Consider the following 17,268-nt stretch of genomic DNA (forward strand, 5'->3'; position numbering starts at 1 on the left):
GGAGATTGCCCATGAGAACCTCCATCGCTACTGTCTCAATCGCCGGCACCCTGCCCGAAAAGCTGGAAGCCGTTGCCGCAGCTGGCTTCGACGGGATCGAGATATTCGAGCAGGACTTCATAGCGTCGGACATGTCGCCCCGCGATGTAGGACGCATGGTCGCAGACCACGGGCTGACGATCACCCTCTTCCAGCCGTTCCGCGACTTCGAAGGCCTGCCCGAGCCGCACCGAAGCCGCGCCTTTGCCCGGGCCCAGCGCAAGTTCGACCTGATGAACCAGCTTGGCACGGACCTCGTGCTGGTCTGCTCCTCTGTCCACCCCGCCGCGATAGGCGGCATCGACCGTATGGCGCAGGATTTCCGTGATCTTGGCGAAGTTGCCGCCCAGCATGGCATCCGAGTCGGGTTCGAGGCGCTGGCTTGGGGCCGCCACGTCAATGACCACCGCGACGCCTGGGAGGTGGTGCGACGTGCCGATCACCCGAACATCGGCCTGATCCTCGACAGCTTTCACACCCTTGGCCGGGGCATCAGCCTGCAATCGATCCGGTCGATCCCCGGTGACCGCATCTTCTTTGTCCAGTTGGCCGATGCGCCCGCCATACCGATGGATCTGCTGTACTGGTCGCGCCACTTCCGCAACATGCCGGGCGAGGGCGATCTGGACGTCACCGGCTTCATGCGCGCGGTCACGGCCACCGGCTATGCCGGGCCGCTGAGCCTTGAAATCTTCAACGACCAGTTCCGCGCGGGCCTGCCGCGTCTGGTGGCGCTGGACGGCTACCGGTCGCTGGTCGATCTGATGGACAGGGTGCGCCGGCAGGAACCGGCGCTGCCTTCAGCCTTGCCAGATTTCCCGGCGCCCGCGCCGATCAAGGGCGTCGAGTTCGTCGAATTCGTGACCTCCAAAAAGGAAGAACCGGACCTTTCCACCTTCCTTTCCGGTGCCGGCTTCACCCCTGTTGCCCGCCATGTCTCCAAGTCGGTGACACGCTGGCGGCAGGGTGGGGTCAACGTGCTGGTCAATATGGAATCCACCGGATTTGCCCATTCCACCTATGTCGTGCGCGGCACGACCGTATCCGAGATAGCCCTGAAGGTCCCTGATGCAGAGGCCGCCCTGGACCGGGCCAGGGCACTCCATGTGACCCCTCACGCCGAGGACGTGCCGCCCGGGGAACTGTCGATCCCAGCCGTCCGCGGCGTCGGTGGCAGCGTACTGCGGCTTCTGGATGACGGCCCGACCCTGTCGCGCATCTGGAAGGCGGATTTCGCCGAAGCCGCGGCCGCTGACGCAGGTGTCGGCCTCACCGGCATCGACCATATCGGCCAGACCATGGCGCATGACGAGATGCTCAGCTGGTCGCTGTTTTACCACGCGATGTTCGATGCGGCGAAGGCCCCGATGGTCGACGTGGCCGACCCGGACGGGTTAGTCCGGTCGCAGGCGGTGCAGTCCGGGGCGCTGCGGGTCACGCTGAACGGGTCCGAGGCCCGCCGGACGCTGGTCGGGCGTTTTGTCGAGGAAGGCTTCGGTGCCTCGGTCCAGCACATCGCCTTTGCGACCAACGACATCTTCGCCACGGCCGAGGCACTGGCAGCCCGTGGCTTCCCGATCCTGAAGATTGGCGAAAACTACTTTGACGATGTCGCCGCCCGCTTCGGCCTGCCGGACACGTTGGTTGCCCGGATGAAGCCGCTGAACGTGCTGTATGACGAAGACGCGGGCGGACAGTTCTTCCAGGTCTATTCCCGCAGCCGCCCCGAAGGCCTGTTCTTCGAGTTCGTCCAGCGCCAGGGCAACTATGACGGCTACGGTGCTGCCAATGCTCCGTTCCGAATTGCAGCCCAGAAACGCGCGACGCGCCCGCCAGGGTTGCCGAAGTTCTGACCATGCGCCCGGGGACGGGCATTCTGTGCGTCAGTCCCTAGTTTAGGTAGCAGAGAGCAACTCGGTCAGCACCTCGCGCAACGTCCGTGGCGGGCGGCCCGCCAACTTTGCGATATCGCCCGTGACGATGTCGAAAGCCCCGTTCGAGAAGTCGCGCTGGATGCCGATGACGGCGTTGATGACATGCTCGGGCAGGCCCATCTGCGCCATGCCGTCGGCGAGCGCAGCCTCGGGGAGGGTCACGAAACCAAGGGGGAAGCCACCCACTTCGGCAATCAGCGCTGCCCGTTCCGCACCGGCCAGGGCGGCTGGTCCCGTTGCGTTGTAGATCGCGCCCGCATGTCCATCGCCGGTCAAGATCCCCGCCGCTGCCGCCGCGATGTCATCGCGTGAGACGAAGGCCACGCGATTTTCCGACAGGCCGGTCAGCATGCCAGAGGCCGCCGACATCTGCGCTTCCTGCGCCAGCGCCTCGGCATAGTAGTTCATCCGGAGGATCGTCCAGACCGGTGCGGTCATGATCAGGGTTTGCTCGGCCGTCCAATAGGATGCGCCAATGGCGGGCTCCGCCTGCGCCCGGGTTCCTGCCGCCGACATCAGCACGATGTGGCCCACCCCGGCCGTGACCGCCGCCTTGATGGCCACCGCCATCTGCCCGCCCCGCACCCCGGAACGCAGATCGCTGGACGGAATCAGGAGAAGGCGATCCAGACCGCCATAGGCGGCGGCGAGGCTTTCGGGCCGGTCATAGTCGCCGGGACGCCCCTCGATCCCAGTGGCCGGGCGCGGCGTGCGCGAGATCGCCACCAGCTCATGCCCGCCGCCACGGGCGACCAGTTCCTTAACCACTGCCTGGCCAAGCTGGCCGCTTGCGCCACTGATACCGATCTTCATGGGTTGCATCCTTTTTCACGAACATTTAGTTCGTGGCGATATGATCGTAACCACAACTTCGTGCAAGAACGCACGTGAATGATCCCCACGCACCTTTCTGTGCGTGCAGAATAAGTGAGGTACCCGTGACCAAGCCAAAGCTCAGACTGGTGACGCCAGATCAGGCGCAGGAGGGTGCCGCGAACTGCAAGGCGCTGGGTCAGGTCCTAGACCGGATAGGCGACAAATGGACGATCATGGTCGTGGGCGTCCTGTCGCACGGCCCGATGCGGTTCAACGCGCTGCAGCGGGAAATCCCCGGCCTGTCACATCGGATGCTGACGATGACCCTGCGCGGGCTTGAGCGGGACGGTCTGGTGAAGCGCACTGCCTTTGCCACGATCCCGCCCCGCGTCGATTACGAACTGACCGCCGTCGGCCACTCCCTGACGGAGCCGCTATATGCGCTGGCCATCTGGGCACGCGGACAGCAGGCCAATATCGAGGCCGCGCGGGCGGCATTCGACGCGAGTTCCACCGACTGACCCGGATTCACAAAGGGTCAGGCGAAACTGACCCCGATCCCCCCAAGCGGGCCATAGTCGGCGTGGATCACGTCGCCCGACCGGATATCGACCGGCCGGGTGAAGGACCCGCCCAGCACGATATCACCCTTCTTCAGCCCATCCCCCTGCGCTGACAGCTTGTTCACCAGCCAGGCCAGACCCGCCGCCGGATGCCCCATGATGCCGGCCGCCAACCCGGTTTCCTCGATCGTGCCATTCTGGCTGAGCGTCGCGCCGACCCAGCGCAGATCCACGTCAAAGGGCCGGATCGTCCGTCCGCCCAGAACGGTGGCCCCAAACGCAGCGTTGTCGGCGATGGTATCGACGATCTGGCGCGGCACCTCGGTGCGGTAGTCGATAATCTCCAGCGCCGGGGTCACGAACTCGGTCGCGCGCAGCACGTCATGAATCTGGCAGCCCGCGCCTTGCAGATCCTGCCCCATCACGAAGGCCAGTTCCACTTCAAGCCGCGGCTTGATGAAGGTCCCCGCAGCGATCCGGGCTCCGTCGCGATAGAGCGCGTCATCCAGCATTACGCCGTAGTCCGGCTCGGTCATCTTCGACGCCTGCTGCATCGCCCGGCTGGTCAGGCCGATCTTGCGGCCGATGATCTTGGCCCCACGCCGGGTCCGCGCGTCGGCCCAGCGGCGCTGCACGTCATATGCGTCCTCAAGCGTCATCTCTGGCCAGGTCTTCGACGGCTGCGGGCAGACCTTGCGGCTGTCTTCGGCGGCAAGGATCGTGTCGGCAACCAGTTGCCGTTCGGTTTCGGTCAGCATCAATGCCTCACTTGATCGGGGGAACGGGAAGGGTCGAGATGCCCGGTTCAAGGACAAGTGTATGGACCAGCGTGAACCAGTCCCCGATGTCCCCGTCGATTGGGTGCGGACCGGAATGGCGTTCAAGCTTGCCGATCAATGCCGCCGTCACGCCGAACTGGACATCCGAGGTCAAATAGTCAGTCTCGTCGACATAGGTCTGGTTGATCAGCGTCTTGAACCCCACCTTGTGCGCCAGCAAATGGATATGCGCTGGCCGGTACGGGTGGCGGCTCTGCGCGGCCAACAGTTGCCCGACCGTCGTGTTCGTCGGGATCGGATAGCCCACCGGCTTGACCGAGGTGAACCGCACCACTCCATCCGGCCCGGTGCGGAACTTGCCGCGCAGGTTGTACTCTGCCTGGGCCTCATCCTGATTCTCGTAGAGCCCGACCGGCGAGGCATGCCAGATGTCGACCTCCAGATCCTCGATCGGCTGCCCGTCACGATCCAGGAAGGTGAACGTACCATAGAGGCGTTGTCCCGGCGTAGGCGACCGCAGGATCGACCCGCCGTTTTCGGTCTGCGGCTGGTTCATCCGCCAGAACGGGCCAAGCAGGGACTGCGTCGTCTCGGTCGCGCCATTATCGCCGTTGTTCATCAGGCAGACCAGCGTGGACACACCCAGCGAGCCCGCCATAAGGACAAACTCGTTGTGCTTTTCGGTGGTCTGCTGGCCCATCGTGTTCAGAATCCGGGTCGCCTTCTGGAACTCGGCCTCGGTCAGGCGCACGTCGCGGACGAAGCCATGCAGATGGGTGATCAAGCTGACCATGATCTCGCGCAGGCGCGGATCGGTGGTCTGTTCCATCACCTTCAGGACAGCGGGGGTTACGGCGTCGAGGTTGGGGATGATCGTCATCGCTCACTCCCCTACCAAGGAAACGATGCGTCGGACGGCTGCCGCATAGCCTTCAAGCCCCAGCCCGGCGATCACGGCATCCGCCCGCAGCGAGACAAAAGAATGATGCCGGAAGGCCTCGCGCTTGTGGACCTGGCTGATGTGAACCTCGATCACCGGCGGGTCATAGGTGTTCAGCGCATCCAGGATCGCAATCGAGGTATGGGTCAGCGCGCCGGGATTGATCACGATGCCACAGGTCGTCTCGCGGGCGGCGTGAATCCAGTCGATCAATTGGCCCTCATGGTTCGACTGCTGCAGGTCGATGGAAAATCCACTGCCGCAAGCGTCGCGACACAAGCGGGCGACATCCTCCAGCGTCTCATGGCCATAGATCTGCGGCTGGCGTTTGCCGAGCAGGTTCAGGTTCGGTCCGTTCAGGACCAGGATGGTCTTCATGGGTGGGTATCCTCGACAAGGCGGGCTGTGGCACGAAAGATCGCTTTGGCGCGGTCGCGTTCGGGTCGCGGGTCCGAGGCGGACGGCACCTCGACGGAAATGGTGGTGCCCTGGGGCAAGGCGGCAACTAGGGACCGCAGCGGCAGGCCCCCCTCACCGGGGACCAGTCGCCCGCCCCGCGCCTCGGCAATCATGGCCTCACGATCCGCGGGTGGGGTCGCTAGCGCATCGCACAGTTGCGCCGAGACGATCCCGCCCGATTGCGTGGCCGCCAAATCCGCAGCGCTGCCGCCGCAACGGATGTGGTGCAGCGCATCGACCAGATATCCGGCATTCGGCGCCCCGCTGCGGCGGATCAGGTCCAGACAGGCCCCCGGAGAGTTGATCCCGCGCCAGGCCATGCACTCCAGATCAACGCCCAGCCCCCGTGCCCGGGCGAGATCGCAGATCGTCGCGAAGGTGTCGTCCAGCCCGTCGAACCAGTCGGCGCAGGTGTTTATCCTTGCGCCGCCCAAGGCCGCCGCGGCGTCCATCATCGGGACAAGTCCATGCACGTCCAGCGTCGTGTCGATCACCACGGTTTCGACGTCGTAAAGGCGGACGCCTTCGCCGTTCATGACGCGCCGAAGCTCGCCCAGCTCCTCCCCTACCGGCAGCCAGTGCAGCTGTCCGGGCACGACCGGGTGAAAGCGCAGCCCGACAAGGCCGAACCCGGCCTCCCGCGCCAGACGAACAAGCCGGGCTGGCGACAGATGCAGAAAGGTGAAATGCCCCAGGCCGAGTGCCATCATGGCGTCTCTGGCAGGGACTGCGCGATCAGCCGACGCAGATTGTCGGTCGATGCCCGGATGTGCGACCGCAACAGGCCTACGGCGTCATCTGCGCGCCGCTGCACGGCGGCTTCGGCGATGGCGATATGTTCGTCCGTCACATCTCGCTGTTGCCCCGCCGCCGAAAGGTAGATGTGCCGGTAGCGGTCGTTCAGCGCCTGCAGCGAGTGATACATCTTCAAGAGGATCGGCATGTCGCACCGGGCAACAAGTGCAAGATGAAAGGCGTTGTTCGCCGCTTCCCAGGCATCCCGGCTGGCCTGGTCGCCCGCAACCCGCTCTGTCCGCTTCAGCCGGTGCAAGGCACCGATCACCTCCGACTCCCAGTCCAGGCCGCCACGCTCGATCGACCGGCGCAGTGCATAGGGCTCCAGTTCTAGCCGCAGGTCGCAAACCTCGTTTAGATTGGCCAGCGAGATCGGCGTCACCGTGTAGCCCTTCTGGGCCTCGGCCAGGATCAACCCGTCGGTCACCAGCCGGTTCACCGCCTCCCGCAACGGAGACAGCCCGACGGCCAGCTTCTCCCGAAGCCGGTCGAGGTTCAGTTTCTCACCCGGCAAGAGAGCGCCGCGCAGGATGTCCTGGCGCAGCTGAGCTTCTGCAGTTGCCGCAAGTGTTGGTCGCCCCCGCACGTCAGACATTATCCGCTGGTCACCTATTCCATCTTGAGCTTGTTTGCCCCGGTTGCATGATAGTCTGCCCAAAACCGATGATATAGTCACAAAATCGATTTCCAAAGGAAAAATCGCTTTAACTCTCTCATTGTCAGCAAGTTCCCTGGGCGACAGCTGATCTTGCCGCACTCCGTGCTAGGTGGTTTTCTGTTCGGAATTGACCTTGCACACCCCTCTGCTGCCCAACTTCGGATCAGGCGTTGTCGTAGGACCCAGGTATGAGCTGACGTGGGAAGACAAATGGCCTTTCCAAATGACCAGGCCCTCCGTGTCCGGCACGTCACCGCGAGTACCGAAGTCTTTTTCCCGGAGTCGAGTGGAGCGTTGCCCTCGCAGCCTGGCCGAAAATCGACGCTGCAGTTGCCGAGACTGGTCCGCAAATGTCTGACAGCACCGCCTCTTGACGCTGTCGTTACAAGACACCCCCAAGAAGTACACAAAGCTGCCGTTGATCTTACGTGTGCTGAACGGCAGTGTGGGCCGTGAACTCCGCATCTGCTCAGGGCGCAGAAACCGTTCCGTTCGCGGCTGCAAACGTCCGCTTCGTCCCCGGGACGTTCGTCACCGCATCCGTCAAGTTAGGGATGTATCGGTTTGATTGAACGTCCACTGCGGTCAGACGGTCGGATCAGAACTTCCTTTGGTGGTAAGCTCAGCAAGACCGGGTGGTCCGGGGAAAGGGTGGGTCGGTGGAAAGGAGGATACTCCATGTCGAACGAGCAACTGTCCGCACTCCGCCCACCGCGCTCTGTCTGGCCTTCTGCCGTTCGATCGGTGGTTCGGGACATGCCATGATGGAACCGCGGAAGGTGATCTGCGCATGAAGGAACGACTTCGGCGAAAAAAAACGAACTTGCTCATTGACTGAACATCGCATTGCATCATCGCTGCTGGTCCAAAATGGTTCCAATAATTCAGGTATGATCGCTTTCGCCATGACAGATTGATGCCTGGGAGCGCAGTTAGCTGCGCCAGTCGTTGAAGAGAACGAGAGCTCTTCCAAGCCGCATCAAAGTCTCGCGCACTGCCAATCCCTGCGAAGACGTTCAGATAGCCCTGCGGGAGCCTCGTCCAACAACCGGCTGACCAAACCGATGCGATAGCAGCAAGTATTAGCCGTAGGGTATTTCGAATGACTGTTAACTTGTGAGCAGTTCAGCTGCATTATTAAAATCTGAACGGCAGGTTTGGGCCGAGGCTGTGTGGAAACTGCTCTGTGTGGTAGACTTCCGCAGGTCAGGCGGAGGCGGGCATGGCGGGTTTCATCGAGGGTGTTGATCGTGGCCAGTCGGTGCTTTTCCCGGACCGTCTGGACGACTGGATCGGTGAGGACAGCCTCGTTCGCGTCGTGGATTTCTTCGTCGAAGAACTGGATCTGCAACGTCTCGGTTTCGTTCGCTCTGCCGCCGCACGGACTGGACGGCCCGGCTATCACCCAGCAATGCTGCTCAAGCTGTTCATCTATGGATACCTGAACCGCATCCCGTCGAGCCGCAGGTTGGAGCGCGAGGCAGGGCGCAATGTCGAGGTCATGTGGCTGACCGGCAAGCTGGTACCGGATCACAAGACCATTGCGGATTTCCGGCGCGACAACGGCGCGGGCATCCGCAAGGTCTGCGCGCAGTTCGTCGAGCTCTGCCGCCGGATTGGCACCCTGAAGGGCGATTGCGTCGCCATCGACGGCAGCAAGTTCAGGGCCGTGAACAACCGCGACAGGAACTTCACAAAGGGCAAGATCGCCAGCCGCATCGCCCATCTCGAAGCCGATGTCGAACGTTACATCACCGAGATGGTCCGCATCGACCGGCAGGAGGAAGGCGAGGCAAGGGGCGGAAAGGTCGAGCATCTGTCCCGCCGCTATGGCCGCATCCGGCAGGAGATCGCGCGCCTCAGGGAGGTGGACAAGGCTTTGGCCGCCGCACCGGATGGCCAGATTTCCCTGACTGACCCCGACGCCCGCGCGATGGCGACCAGCGCGCGGAACAGCGGGATGGTCGGCTACAACGTGCAGAGTGCAGTCGATGCCGAGACCCATCTCATCATCGCGCATGAGGTCACCAATCAGGGCTTCGACCGCGAACAGCTCAGCCCGATGGCCATCGCGGCCAAGGCCGCCCTTGGGCGGGACAAGCTCCATGCCATCGCCGACAAGGGCTATTTCAGCAGCCCCGAGATCCTGGCCTGTCATGAGGCAGGCATCACCACGACCGTGCCACGGCCCGCGACCTCGGGCAATGCGGCCAAGGGCATGTATGTGAAGGCGGACTTCGTCTACGACACCAAACGGGATGTCTATGTCTGCCCTGCAGGCGAAGACCTGACCTACCGCTACACGACCGAGGAGCGTGGCATCCCGATCCGGCGATATTGGATCAACGGATGCAAGACCTGCCCGCTCCGGACCAATTGCACGACCGGCAACGAGCGGCGGATTTCGCGCTGGGAGCGGGAAGATTTGGTCGACGACATGGAGAGCCGTCTGGGACGCGACCCAGACTACATGACCCTCCGCCGCTGCACGGTCGAACACCCGTTCGGCACGATAAAGGCATGGATGGGCAGCACCCATTTCCTGACACGCAGGCTGAAGAACGTCCGCAGCGAGATGGCGCTGAACGTGCTGGCCTACAACATCAAGCGAATGGTCGCCCTGCTCGGCGTCAGGGGGCTGATGCGGGCCATGCAGGGCTGATCTACATCATCTTGAGCTACATCGGGCCGACCGGAAACCGTCAGATCCCCCAGAGGCGTGGTGAACGCGATGTGCGCTCATTGCGAACCTGATCCCCGGAAATGCTCCGATCGCCTATGCGACCAACGTCACCACCGAGTTTCCATACAGCCTCGGCCGGATGCTGCTTCTCACGCCCGGCACCGGCCCTCAGGGCTCGCTACAGATGCAAACGTCTGCTTCGTCGAAAGCGGACAGTGGGTTTTAGAATTTGTGCAGATCTCTAATTTGTTCCCCGCGCGCCACTCCTTCCACCTAAGAGCAACGCTGCAAGCAATTAACGTGCAGTGTGACGCAGGCAATTATGCCGGGTTCCTGCGCGCAATGCGACTATTTCCACGGGGTGCTGTGGCGTATCATTGGCCATCTGACATCTAGAAGATGCGTCCATGTCCCCAGCGCTTGCCGCTCTTGAGAACCGTCTCGGCCTTTCTGGTGAAGAGATGGATCGTTTCACGGCCGCATTGGACCGCGCCGTTGAGACGTACCAGTGGGCAAGGCAATTGCAAGCTAGGCATACATCGGAGGGCGCACCGGCCGTTGCCCATGAGCTTGACGGCTTTCACCGGAGCCTTGGCCGGACAGCAAACATGCGATCGGCTGCGAAGCACTGGGCCGGTCTTTCGAATGAGGGACGAACCTTCATCGAGATGCGGCTGCGAATGGCGGACCCACCGCGTGCCAGTATTGCTAACCTGGACCTGGAGAATGGGTCTGATCTCGCGGCATTGCGAGACGCAGTTGGCGCAGCGCGACGGTGGCTTGGAGAGAAGCCTGGCCGGTCACATGATGCCGCGATCCGGGAGCTGATGGCTGAAGTGGGACGAGTATATCAGCGCGCGACAGGCAAGTTGCCTGGGCTGAGCTCATCGCAAGCGGCTGCTGGCCCTGGTTACGCGACCCCGTTCGAGGAGGTTCTGAGGACCACCGTCGCGGAGGCTGGCACACCGCTCAGCTTGGAAGCGGTTCGCAGTCTCTATCGATCGGAACTTCGAGGCAAGCCGAAGAAGCTGCAGCCCTAATTACTGGTCCTGCGCTGAGGACTTCAACTTTTGGCTGCAATTCTGGCGGGGGAATGCGCCAACATTCTTGGGCTGGCGCCGTGCGGCAGACTGGCTGCCATGACCCGCCATCCCCGCCCTTTGTCGCCAGACCTGCACCCGACCGGTGATTGCACCGAGCGGCCTTCGGCCCTCGGGATGCAGGAACAGCCGCCAACCAAGGACGCCGCCCCTGCCAATGAGGCGCTGCTTGCCCTTGCTCGGCTGCTGGGCCGACAGGCGGCACGCGCGTTCCTACGTAAGGGAGGCGACAGCATGGTGGGTTCCCCTTTCGCCGGAGATCCAACCGATGCCGAGGCCCGACCCCACCCCCCCTGCCCCGCCACCGCCCAAGCCGACCCGCCTCCTTACCCCTGCTGAGGCGGCCGCGTTTTTGTCGGTCTCGCCCCGAACACTGACGCGTCTGACTACCACAGACGCCCTGCCGCATGTCCGGATCGGCGGCCAGCGCCGCTACGAGCTAGAGGCGCTGCTGGCTTACGTCGCGCGCCAGCGACGCGGCGGATGAGCTGTGGGCATCCCCATTTTTGGCCGGGTTTAGCGCGCCATGGCGCGGGGTGTCTGGCGATGTCGGGCTGTCGTGCATATCTACATGTTGTTATCTTCACTATTACTTTCGGGTTATTTGCACTATATGTAGATTTCTGCCAGATTTGGCTTCACGTGGCGCGACTTGTCCATCACCCTGCCTCACGACACCACCTGGAGACATGCCATGAAGGCCTCTGCCCCGATCTATGATCCCGTGATCCCGAACTTCGCAGATCTGCGCCAACGGATCGAGGCGCGCAATGACCTCCCGCTCTTGCGCCGACGCGACATGGCCTCGGCCATCCGCACACTGGCGGGTTGGTTCAACTTGCCCGAGGAGAATGTGCCGGCCTCCGCGAAGTACATCCGCGAGAAGCTGGCACGGGTGCATGCCATCACCGCTTCGGTCTCGCCGCGGCGGATCCAGAATGTCCGCTCCCTGGTGCTGGCCGCGATGCGGGAGGCCGGGATATCGACGAAGCTTGCGCCCTACGCCGCCCCCTTCCGCGCGGAGTGGCAGCGCCTCTGGGATCTCTTGGATGGGGACACCTATGCCAAGACGGAGCTAAGTCGCTTTATGCGCTTCTGCTCGGCGCAGGGCATCACGCCGGAGGCGGTGACGGATGCGATCTCTGTGCAGTTCCTGGCCGCGATCGATGCCGAGAGTCTGATCGCCAACCCGAAGACGCGCCACCAGTCGATGTGCCGGGTCTGGAACAAGATGGTGGATCAGCATGCGGCCTCTGGCTGGCCGCAGGTCCGGCTTGAGGTGCCCCGTTACGAGCAGCGCCTTTACCGGATCGGCACGGACAAAGTCTCCGCCGCGGTGGGCGTGGACATTGCAGCCTATCTCGCGCATTTGCGCGGCACCGATGTGTTCGTGGGCCTGCCCAAACCCTTCCGACCCAAAAGCGTGGCGGCCGTCGAAGGTCATCTCTGGCGCTATCTGTCGGCCCTGCATCATAGCGGGGTCGATCTGCGGGGGGCCGCCTCCTTCGACGCGCTGCTTTCCCCTGATCTAGTGAAGCAGGGCCTGCGCTGGTTCTTGGGGCGCAACGGGAACCAGACCTCCAAGCACATCGGCGAGATCGCCTGGGCGCTGCGCTGCTACGCGGTGAAGTACCGCGCGCCCTCCCCGAAGACGGCGGCCTTCTTCACCGAGGTGATGCCCAAGCTGCGGCAGCAGCAGGTCGGCCTCAGCGCAAAGAACATCACCGCCATGGCACAATTCGATGACCCGGCCGTGGTTGACCGGTTCTTACTGCTGCCGCAACGCCTCTGGAACCTCGCGCTGGCCAAGGCCAAGACCGTGGAGAAGAAGGCGCCGCGGCAAGAAGCCCAGCTTTTGGTGCAATCTGCTGTGGCGATCGAGATCTTGCAGTTCGCGCCGATCCGGATCGAGAACCTAAACCACCTGCGCCTTGATCAGCACCTGGTTTGGCAAGGCGGGCAACAGGGCGGGCGGCTGCGCCTAGTCATCCCGGCCGCTGAAGTGAAGAACAGTCAGGTGCTGGAGTTCCTCTTGCCTGAGGCCACCAGCGCGCGCGTTGCCCGCTACATCACCGATTGGCGGTGCCTCTTTTTGCCGAAGTCCAATCCCTACCTGTTTCCCGGTCGGGAGGGCAAAGCCAAGGATCAGGCCGCTCTGCGCAAGCAGATCGAGAAGACGCTGTGGGAAGAGGCGGCCATCCGGCTGACGCCGCACCAATTCCGCCACGCGGCCGCCAAGCTTCTGCTCGACGCGCGCCCAGGCTTTTACGAAGTGGTGCGCAAGCTTCTGGGCCATAAGTCGATGGTCACAACCTACAGCCATTACGCCGGCGCCGAGACACAGGCGGCAGTCGAACTCTACGCCGACATCATCACCGATCACCGCCGATCGGGCGTGGCACGTGGGATGCCACAGGCGGCAAAGCAGGGCCCCAAGCCGCCTGTCAGCGCCGCGCGCGTGCAGAATGGAACGCAGGGTACAAACCGGGGCGCAGCCCGCCCCTTGGGCTCTGATCTGTTTCTGGAGCCACTGAGCCTGATGGGTAAAGGTGGAAGGGCCAAGCGATGACCACCGTCGTGCGGACATCTCTGCCCTTGGACGCCTGGCCCGAGGGAGACCGCAGCCTCTGGAAGGCCGCCCTGCGCCAGGGCACGATCTTCGATCCGGACGGGGCGGCCGCGCATTGGGCCGAGGAGACCCGCCGTCAAGTGGCGAAGGGCTACAGCAAGTGGCTGGGCGCGCTGCATGATCTTGGGCTACTGGCGGCCGAGACAGCGCCTGCAGCGCGGGTCACGGAAGATCACCTGCGCCGCTACGTCGCGCTTCTCAAGGCCCAAGGCTTGGCCTCGGTCTCGATTGCCTCCCGGGTCACCGATCTCATGGAGGCCGTCAGAGTCATGGAACCGGAGGCTAACCTGTCGCTGCTGCGCAGTCTGGTTTCTACCCTGCAGCAGCGCGCCCAGCCCTCGCGCAACAAGGCCCGCCGCATCAAACGGCCCGGGGAGATCTGGGAGGCTTGTGCCGCAGAGATGACCCGCATCACCACCGACCCCACGCCCCTTTCCATAGAGACCGCCTCACGTTACCGCGATGCCTTCGCGCTGGGGTTTCTGGTGTGGTCACCGATCCGCCGGCGCAACCTCGCCGCCCTCACCCTCGGCGAGACCCTCCGCTTCCAGGCCGGCCGCTGGCGCGTGGCCTTTGGACCGGAGGCCACCAAAGACAAAACCCATTTGACCTTCGCGCTGCCGGACGACGAAGACTACCAAACGGCCTTTGCACAGTATCTCCGCGTGATCCGGCCGAAGCTTCTGCGGGGCACTGATTGCACGCCTGATGGCCTGCCTCAGCTGTGCGGCCCCCTCTGGGTCTCGACCCGCGGCACAGCCATGACCGCCCACGCGCTCTATTACGCCATCACACGATGCTCCGAACGGCTTCTTGGCGCGCCGCTCAACCCCCATCTCCTGCGTGACTGCGCCGCCAGCGCCATCACCTCCGAGCGCCCCGACTATGTCTTGGCCGCCGCGCGGATCCTCGGACACAGCCAGCTGTCCACCACACTCTCCCATTACGAACAGGCCTCCATGCTGGAAGCCGGGGCGCACCTGCAAGAGGTGGTCGCGGAAGCGCAGTCCCGCCGGACAAGCTACGAAGTGGCCACCACACGGGACAGCACAGGGGAGGGCCCCGACACCCCATTCCATGACCTTTGGAAGGATATCTGATGCGCGCTGCCATCTATGCCCGCTATTCCTCGGACCTGCAGTCGGCGGCGTCGATCGATGATCAGGTTCGGCTCTGCCGGGAACGTGCAGAAGGCCTGGGTCATGACGTGATCGAGGTCTTCAGCGACTATGCCATCAGCGCCAGCGCCCTGCGTACGCGCCCCGGCATGCTGGCACTGTTGGATGCCGCCCGTGCGCGCAGCATCGATCTGGTGTTCGCCGAAGCGCTGGACCGGATCAGCCGCGACCAGGAAGACGTGGCGGCGATTTTCAAGAGGCTGAACCACGCAGACGTCAAACTGGTCACACTGACCGAGGGCGAGATCAACGAACTGCACGTCGGCCTCAAGGGCACGATGAATGCGCTCTTTCTGAAGGATCTGGCCGAGAAGACACGACGCGGCCAGCGCGGCCGAGTGGAGGCCGGCCGCATCCCCGGCGGCAATAGCTATGGCTACCGGATGATCCGCCGCATTGCCGAAGACGGCAGCCTGATCCGGGGCGAGAGAGAGATCTATCCCGAAGAGGCCGCAATCGTGCGTCGGATCTTCCAAGAGTATACGGAGGGTCAACCGCCGCGCGCCATTGCGGCAAGCCTGAACCGGCAAGGCATCCCAAGCCCGCGCGGCGGCCTTTGGAACGCCTCCACCATCAATGGCAGCCGTCAGCGCAGGAACGGCATCCTGAACAACGAACTGTACCTCGGACGGATCACGTACAACCGTCAGCGTTTCGTCAAAGACCCCGACACCGCCAAGCGGATATCGCGTGCCAATCCGGAGCATTTCTGGGTCACCAAGGACGTTCCCGCCCTACGCATCATCGAAGATGCCACCTGGGAGGCCGCAGCGCGCCTGCGCGCCAAGTTCAGTTCCCGCGCCGGCAACAAGCGCCAAACCAAGAAGCGCCTCTTCTCCGGCCTCGTCCGCTGCACAGGCTGCGGGGGTGCCATGACCATCGTCAATCGCGAGCGCTACTCTTGCTCGGCCCGCCGCGAACGTGGCACCTGCGCCTGCCCGGTCAGCATTAGCGCAGCCGACCTCGAAGCCCGCATCCTCTCCGCCCTGCAACAGATCCTGCTCGGACGCGACGACCTGATCGCCGGCTTCGCCGCAAGTTTCCGGGAAGAGGTGGAGCGACAACGCAAAAGCCGGACTGACAACCGCCCTGCCCTCCAAAAGGAGTTGGAGAAGGTCACGCGCAGCATCGACCGCGCCCTGGCCTTCATTCTGGAAGGTGATGGCGATCCCGGCAGTATTCGTGGTAAGCTTACGGAACTTGAAGCCAGAAAGCGCGACCTGGAGCGGCAACTCAGCCAGACCCATCCGGCGCCCAACCTTGAGATCCTTCCGAACCTCGGGGATCTTTACCGCCGCAAAGTTCATGAGATGAGCCAGCTGCTTTTGGACGAAGCGTGCCGCCCGCAGGCCATGGAGATCGTCCGCAGCCTCGTGGAACGCATCGAAGTCGCACCTGGTGCAAAGCGCGGACAGGCAAACGTGACGCTCTATGGCGCCTTGGCATCGATTCTGGATTTCGCGCTGGGGGCCACAAATGCAAAAGCCACCGCGGACGGTGGCTTTGGTAGGGTCTTTTTGGTTGCGGGGGCAGGATTTGAACCTGCGGCCTTCAGGTTATGAGCCTGACGAGCTACCGGGCTGCTCCACCCCGCGCCATTTTTGTCTGACTTGGTTGGTTTTTGGAATCGTTGAGGGATTTGTGCTTCTTTCTAGGTTTGGCGGTGACCTACTCTCCCACGTCTTAGGACGCAGTACCATTGGCGCGACGGCACTTAACGGCCGGGTTCGGGATGGGACCGGGTGTTTTGCTCGTGCTATGACCACCAAACCGAGGAAGGAGCACGGGGCGTGTTTTTGTTTCACGCCCCTTACATCAGTATTTGTTCCAAGATTGCTTTTGAGTTTCAGGAACAGCCTTGCTGTTTCTGGATCAAATCAAGCCTATCGGGCAATTAGTACCGGTCAGCTGAACGCATTGCTGCGCTTACACCTCCGGCCTATCGACGTGGTGGTCTTCCACGGCCCTCAAGGGAGACCTTGTTTTGAAGGGGGCTTCCCGCTTAGATGCCTTCAGCGGTTATCCTGTCCGATCATAGCTACCCTGCACTGCCGTTGGCACGACAACAGGTCCACCAGTGGATCGTTCACCCCGGTCCTCTCGTACTAGGGGCAACTCTTCTCAAGTCTCCTACACCCACGGCAGATAGGGACCGAACTGTCTCACGACGTTCTAAACCCAGCTCACGTACCTCTTTAAATGGCGAACAGCCATACCCTTGGGACCTGCTCCAGCCCCAGGATGAGATGAGCCGACATCGAGGTGCCAAACGATGCCGTCGATATGGACTCTTGGGCATCATCAGCCTGTTATCCCCAGAGTACCTTTTATCCGTTGAGCGATGGCCCTCCCACTTGGGACCACCGGATCACTATGGCCGACTTTCGTCTCTGCTCGACTTGTCAGTCTTGCAGTCAGGCTGGCTTCTGCCATTGCACTCAACGAGCGATTTCCGACCGCTCTGAGCCAACCTTCGCGCGCCTCCGTTACTGTTTGGGAGGCGACCGCCCCAGTCAAACTCCCCACCATGCATGGTCCCGGACCCGGATAACGGGCCGCGGTTAGACATCAAGAGTGCGAAGGGTGGTATCTCAAGGGAGGCTCCACAGAGACTGGCGTCCCTGCTTCGATGCCTACCACCTATCCTGCACATCACAATCCTGATGCCAGTGCAAAGCTGGAGTAAAGGTTCATG

The 17,268-nt window shown here is 62.9% G+C and carries 13 protein-coding genes, 1 tRNA gene and 2 rRNA genes (1 of these 16 only partly in view); 7 read left to right on the forward strand and 9 right to left on the reverse strand.

Annotated elements, in window-relative coordinates:
* Positions 1-11: 11 nt before the first annotated feature.
* A complete protein-coding gene (locus QF092_RS12085; protein ID WP_281464157.1) occupies positions 12-1,892 on the forward strand; it encodes a bifunctional sugar phosphate isomerase/epimerase/4-hydroxyphenylpyruvate dioxygenase family protein in 1,881 nt (626 codons plus the stop codon).
* A gap of 42 nt (positions 1,893-1,934) precedes the next feature.
* On the opposite strand, the gene QF092_RS12090 is transcribed toward QF092_RS12085, so the two are convergent.
* Positions 1,935-2,786, reverse strand: coding sequence for an NAD(P)H-binding protein (locus QF092_RS12090; protein WP_281464158.1), 852 nt, complete (start codon positions 2,784-2,786; stop codon positions 1,935-1,937).
* Positions 2,787-2,911: 125 nt separating this feature from the next.
* Here QF092_RS12090 and QF092_RS12095 point away from each other — a divergent pair, with 125 nt between their 5' ends.
* On the forward strand, positions 2,912-3,310 hold the full coding sequence (locus QF092_RS12095) for a winged helix-turn-helix transcriptional regulator (protein ID WP_281464159.1): 399 nt from the start codon (positions 2,912-2,914) through the stop codon (positions 3,308-3,310).
* Between the two features lie 17 nt (positions 3,311-3,327).
* On the opposite strand, the gene QF092_RS12100 is transcribed toward QF092_RS12095, so the two are convergent.
* Genes QF092_RS12100 through QF092_RS12120 form a run of 5 tightly spaced genes read right to left on the reverse strand, consistent with a single transcriptional unit; the run spans position 3,328 to position 6,920 of the window.
* On the reverse strand, positions 3,328-4,110 hold the full coding sequence (locus QF092_RS12100; protein WP_281464160.1) for a fumarylacetoacetate hydrolase family protein: 783 nt from the start codon (positions 4,108-4,110) through the stop codon (positions 3,328-3,330).
* A gap of 7 nt (positions 4,111-4,117) precedes the next feature.
* Positions 4,118-5,011: a dioxygenase family protein gene (locus QF092_RS12105; RefSeq protein ID WP_281464161.1), complete on the reverse strand. Its 894-nt coding sequence runs from the start codon at positions 5,009-5,011 to the stop codon at positions 4,118-4,120.
* Between the two features lie 3 nt (positions 5,012-5,014).
* On the reverse strand, positions 5,015-5,449 hold the full coding sequence (gene aroQ, locus QF092_RS12110) for a type II 3-dehydroquinate dehydratase (protein WP_281464162.1): 435 nt from the start codon (positions 5,447-5,449) through the stop codon (positions 5,015-5,017).
* Complete coding sequence (locus tag QF092_RS12115; RefSeq protein ID WP_281464163.1) at positions 5,446-6,240, reverse strand: sugar phosphate isomerase/epimerase family protein; 795 nt, start codon at positions 6,238-6,240, stop codon at positions 5,446-5,448. Before QF092_RS12115 ends, aroQ begins: the two co-directional genes overlap by 4 nt.
* Positions 6,237-6,920 carry a GntR family transcriptional regulator gene (locus QF092_RS12120; protein WP_281464164.1) on the reverse strand — a complete coding sequence of 228 codons (684 nt, stop codon included), beginning with the start codon at positions 6,918-6,920 and terminating at the stop codon, positions 6,237-6,239. The genes QF092_RS12115 and QF092_RS12120 overlap by 4 nt, the downstream gene beginning before the upstream one ends.
* 1,285 nt (positions 6,921-8,205) lie before the next feature.
* Here QF092_RS12120 and QF092_RS12125 point away from each other — a divergent pair.
* The 5 genes from QF092_RS12125 to QF092_RS19990 all read left to right on the forward strand — a co-directional run bounded on the left by QF092_RS12125 (position 8,206) and on the right by QF092_RS19990 (position 16,135).
* Entirely contained in the window at positions 8,206-9,645 is a 1,440-nt protein-coding gene (locus QF092_RS12125) for an IS1182 family transposase (protein ID WP_281464165.1), read from the forward strand.
* Between the two features lie 1,389 nt (positions 9,646-11,034).
* Positions 11,035-11,253, forward strand: coding sequence for a helix-turn-helix domain-containing protein (locus QF092_RS19985; protein WP_420026456.1), 219 nt, complete (start codon positions 11,035-11,037; stop codon positions 11,251-11,253).
* Positions 11,254-11,418: 165 nt separating this feature from the next.
* Positions 11,419-13,335, forward strand: a complete 1,917-nt coding sequence (locus tag QF092_RS12130; RefSeq protein WP_281464166.1) for a tyrosine-type recombinase/integrase — start codon at positions 11,419-11,421, stop codon at positions 13,333-13,335.
* Complete coding sequence (locus QF092_RS12135) at positions 13,332-14,495, forward strand: tyrosine-type recombinase/integrase (RefSeq protein WP_281464167.1); 1,164 nt, start codon at positions 13,332-13,334, stop codon at positions 14,493-14,495. Before QF092_RS12130 ends, QF092_RS12135 begins: the two co-directional genes overlap by 4 nt.
* Positions 14,495-16,135, forward strand: a complete 1,641-nt coding sequence (locus QF092_RS19990; protein WP_420026542.1) for a recombinase family protein — start codon at positions 14,495-14,497, stop codon at positions 16,133-16,135. The genes QF092_RS12135 and QF092_RS19990 overlap by 1 nt, the downstream gene beginning before the upstream one ends.
* Here the strand turns inward: QF092_RS19990 and QF092_RS12150 are convergent.
* From QF092_RS12150 to QF092_RS12160, 3 genes are all read right to left on the reverse strand, one after another.
* Positions 16,092-16,168: transfer RNA gene (locus tag QF092_RS12150), tRNA-Met, on the reverse strand. The genes QF092_RS19990 and QF092_RS12150 overlap by 44 nt on opposite strands.
* Before the next feature lie 60 nt (positions 16,169-16,228).
* Positions 16,229-16,343, reverse strand: a 5S ribosomal RNA gene (rrf, locus tag QF092_RS12155).
* 103 nt (positions 16,344-16,446) lie between these two features.
* Positions 16,447-17,268, reverse strand: a 23S ribosomal RNA gene (locus QF092_RS12160) (it continues 2,010 nt past the right edge of the window).

It is taken from the genome of Fuscovulum ytuae (assembly GCF_029953595.1).
GTDB classification, from domain to species: Bacteria; Pseudomonadota; Alphaproteobacteria; order Rhodobacterales; family Rhodobacteraceae; genus Paragemmobacter; species Paragemmobacter ytuae.

What these genes read in the sequence shown, in the direction of transcription:
- QF092_RS12085 (WP_281464157.1), top strand. Translation starts at nt 12, where the DNA reads ATGAGAACCTCCATCGCTACTGTCTCAATCGCCGGCACCCTGCCCGAA.
- QF092_RS12090 (WP_281464158.1), bottom strand. Translation starts at nt 2,786, where the DNA reads ATGAAGATCGGTATCAGTGGCGCAAGCGGCCAGCTTGGCCAGGCAGTG.
- QF092_RS12100 (WP_281464160.1), bottom strand. Translation starts at nt 4,110, where the DNA reads ATGCTGACCGAAACCGAACGGCAACTGGTTGCCGACACGATCCTTGCC.
- QF092_RS12105 (WP_281464161.1), bottom strand. Translation starts at nt 5,011, where the DNA reads ATGACGATCATCCCCAACCTCGACGCCGTAACCCCCGCTGTCCTGAAG.
- aroQ (WP_281464162.1), bottom strand. Translation starts at nt 5,449, where the DNA reads ATGAAGACCATCCTGGTCCTGAACGGACCGAACCTGAACCTGCTCGGC.
- QF092_RS12115 (WP_281464163.1), bottom strand. Translation starts at nt 6,240, where the DNA reads ATGATGGCACTCGGCCTGGGGCATTTCACCTTTCTGCATCTGTCGCCA.
- QF092_RS12120 (WP_281464164.1), bottom strand. Translation starts at nt 6,920, where the DNA reads ATGTCTGACGTGCGGGGGCGACCAACACTTGCGGCAACTGCAGAAGCT.
- QF092_RS12125 (WP_281464165.1), top strand. Translation starts at nt 8,206, where the DNA reads ATGGCGGGTTTCATCGAGGGTGTTGATCGTGGCCAGTCGGTGCTTTTC.
- QF092_RS19985 (WP_420026456.1), top strand. Translation starts at nt 11,035, where the DNA reads ATGCCGAGGCCCGACCCCACCCCCCCTGCCCCGCCACCGCCCAAGCCG.
- QF092_RS12135 (WP_281464167.1), top strand. Translation starts at nt 13,332, where the DNA reads ATGACCACCGTCGTGCGGACATCTCTGCCCTTGGACGCCTGGCCCGAG.
- QF092_RS19990 (WP_420026542.1), top strand. Translation starts at nt 14,495, where the DNA reads ATGCGCGCTGCCATCTATGCCCGCTATTCCTCGGACCTGCAGTCGGCG.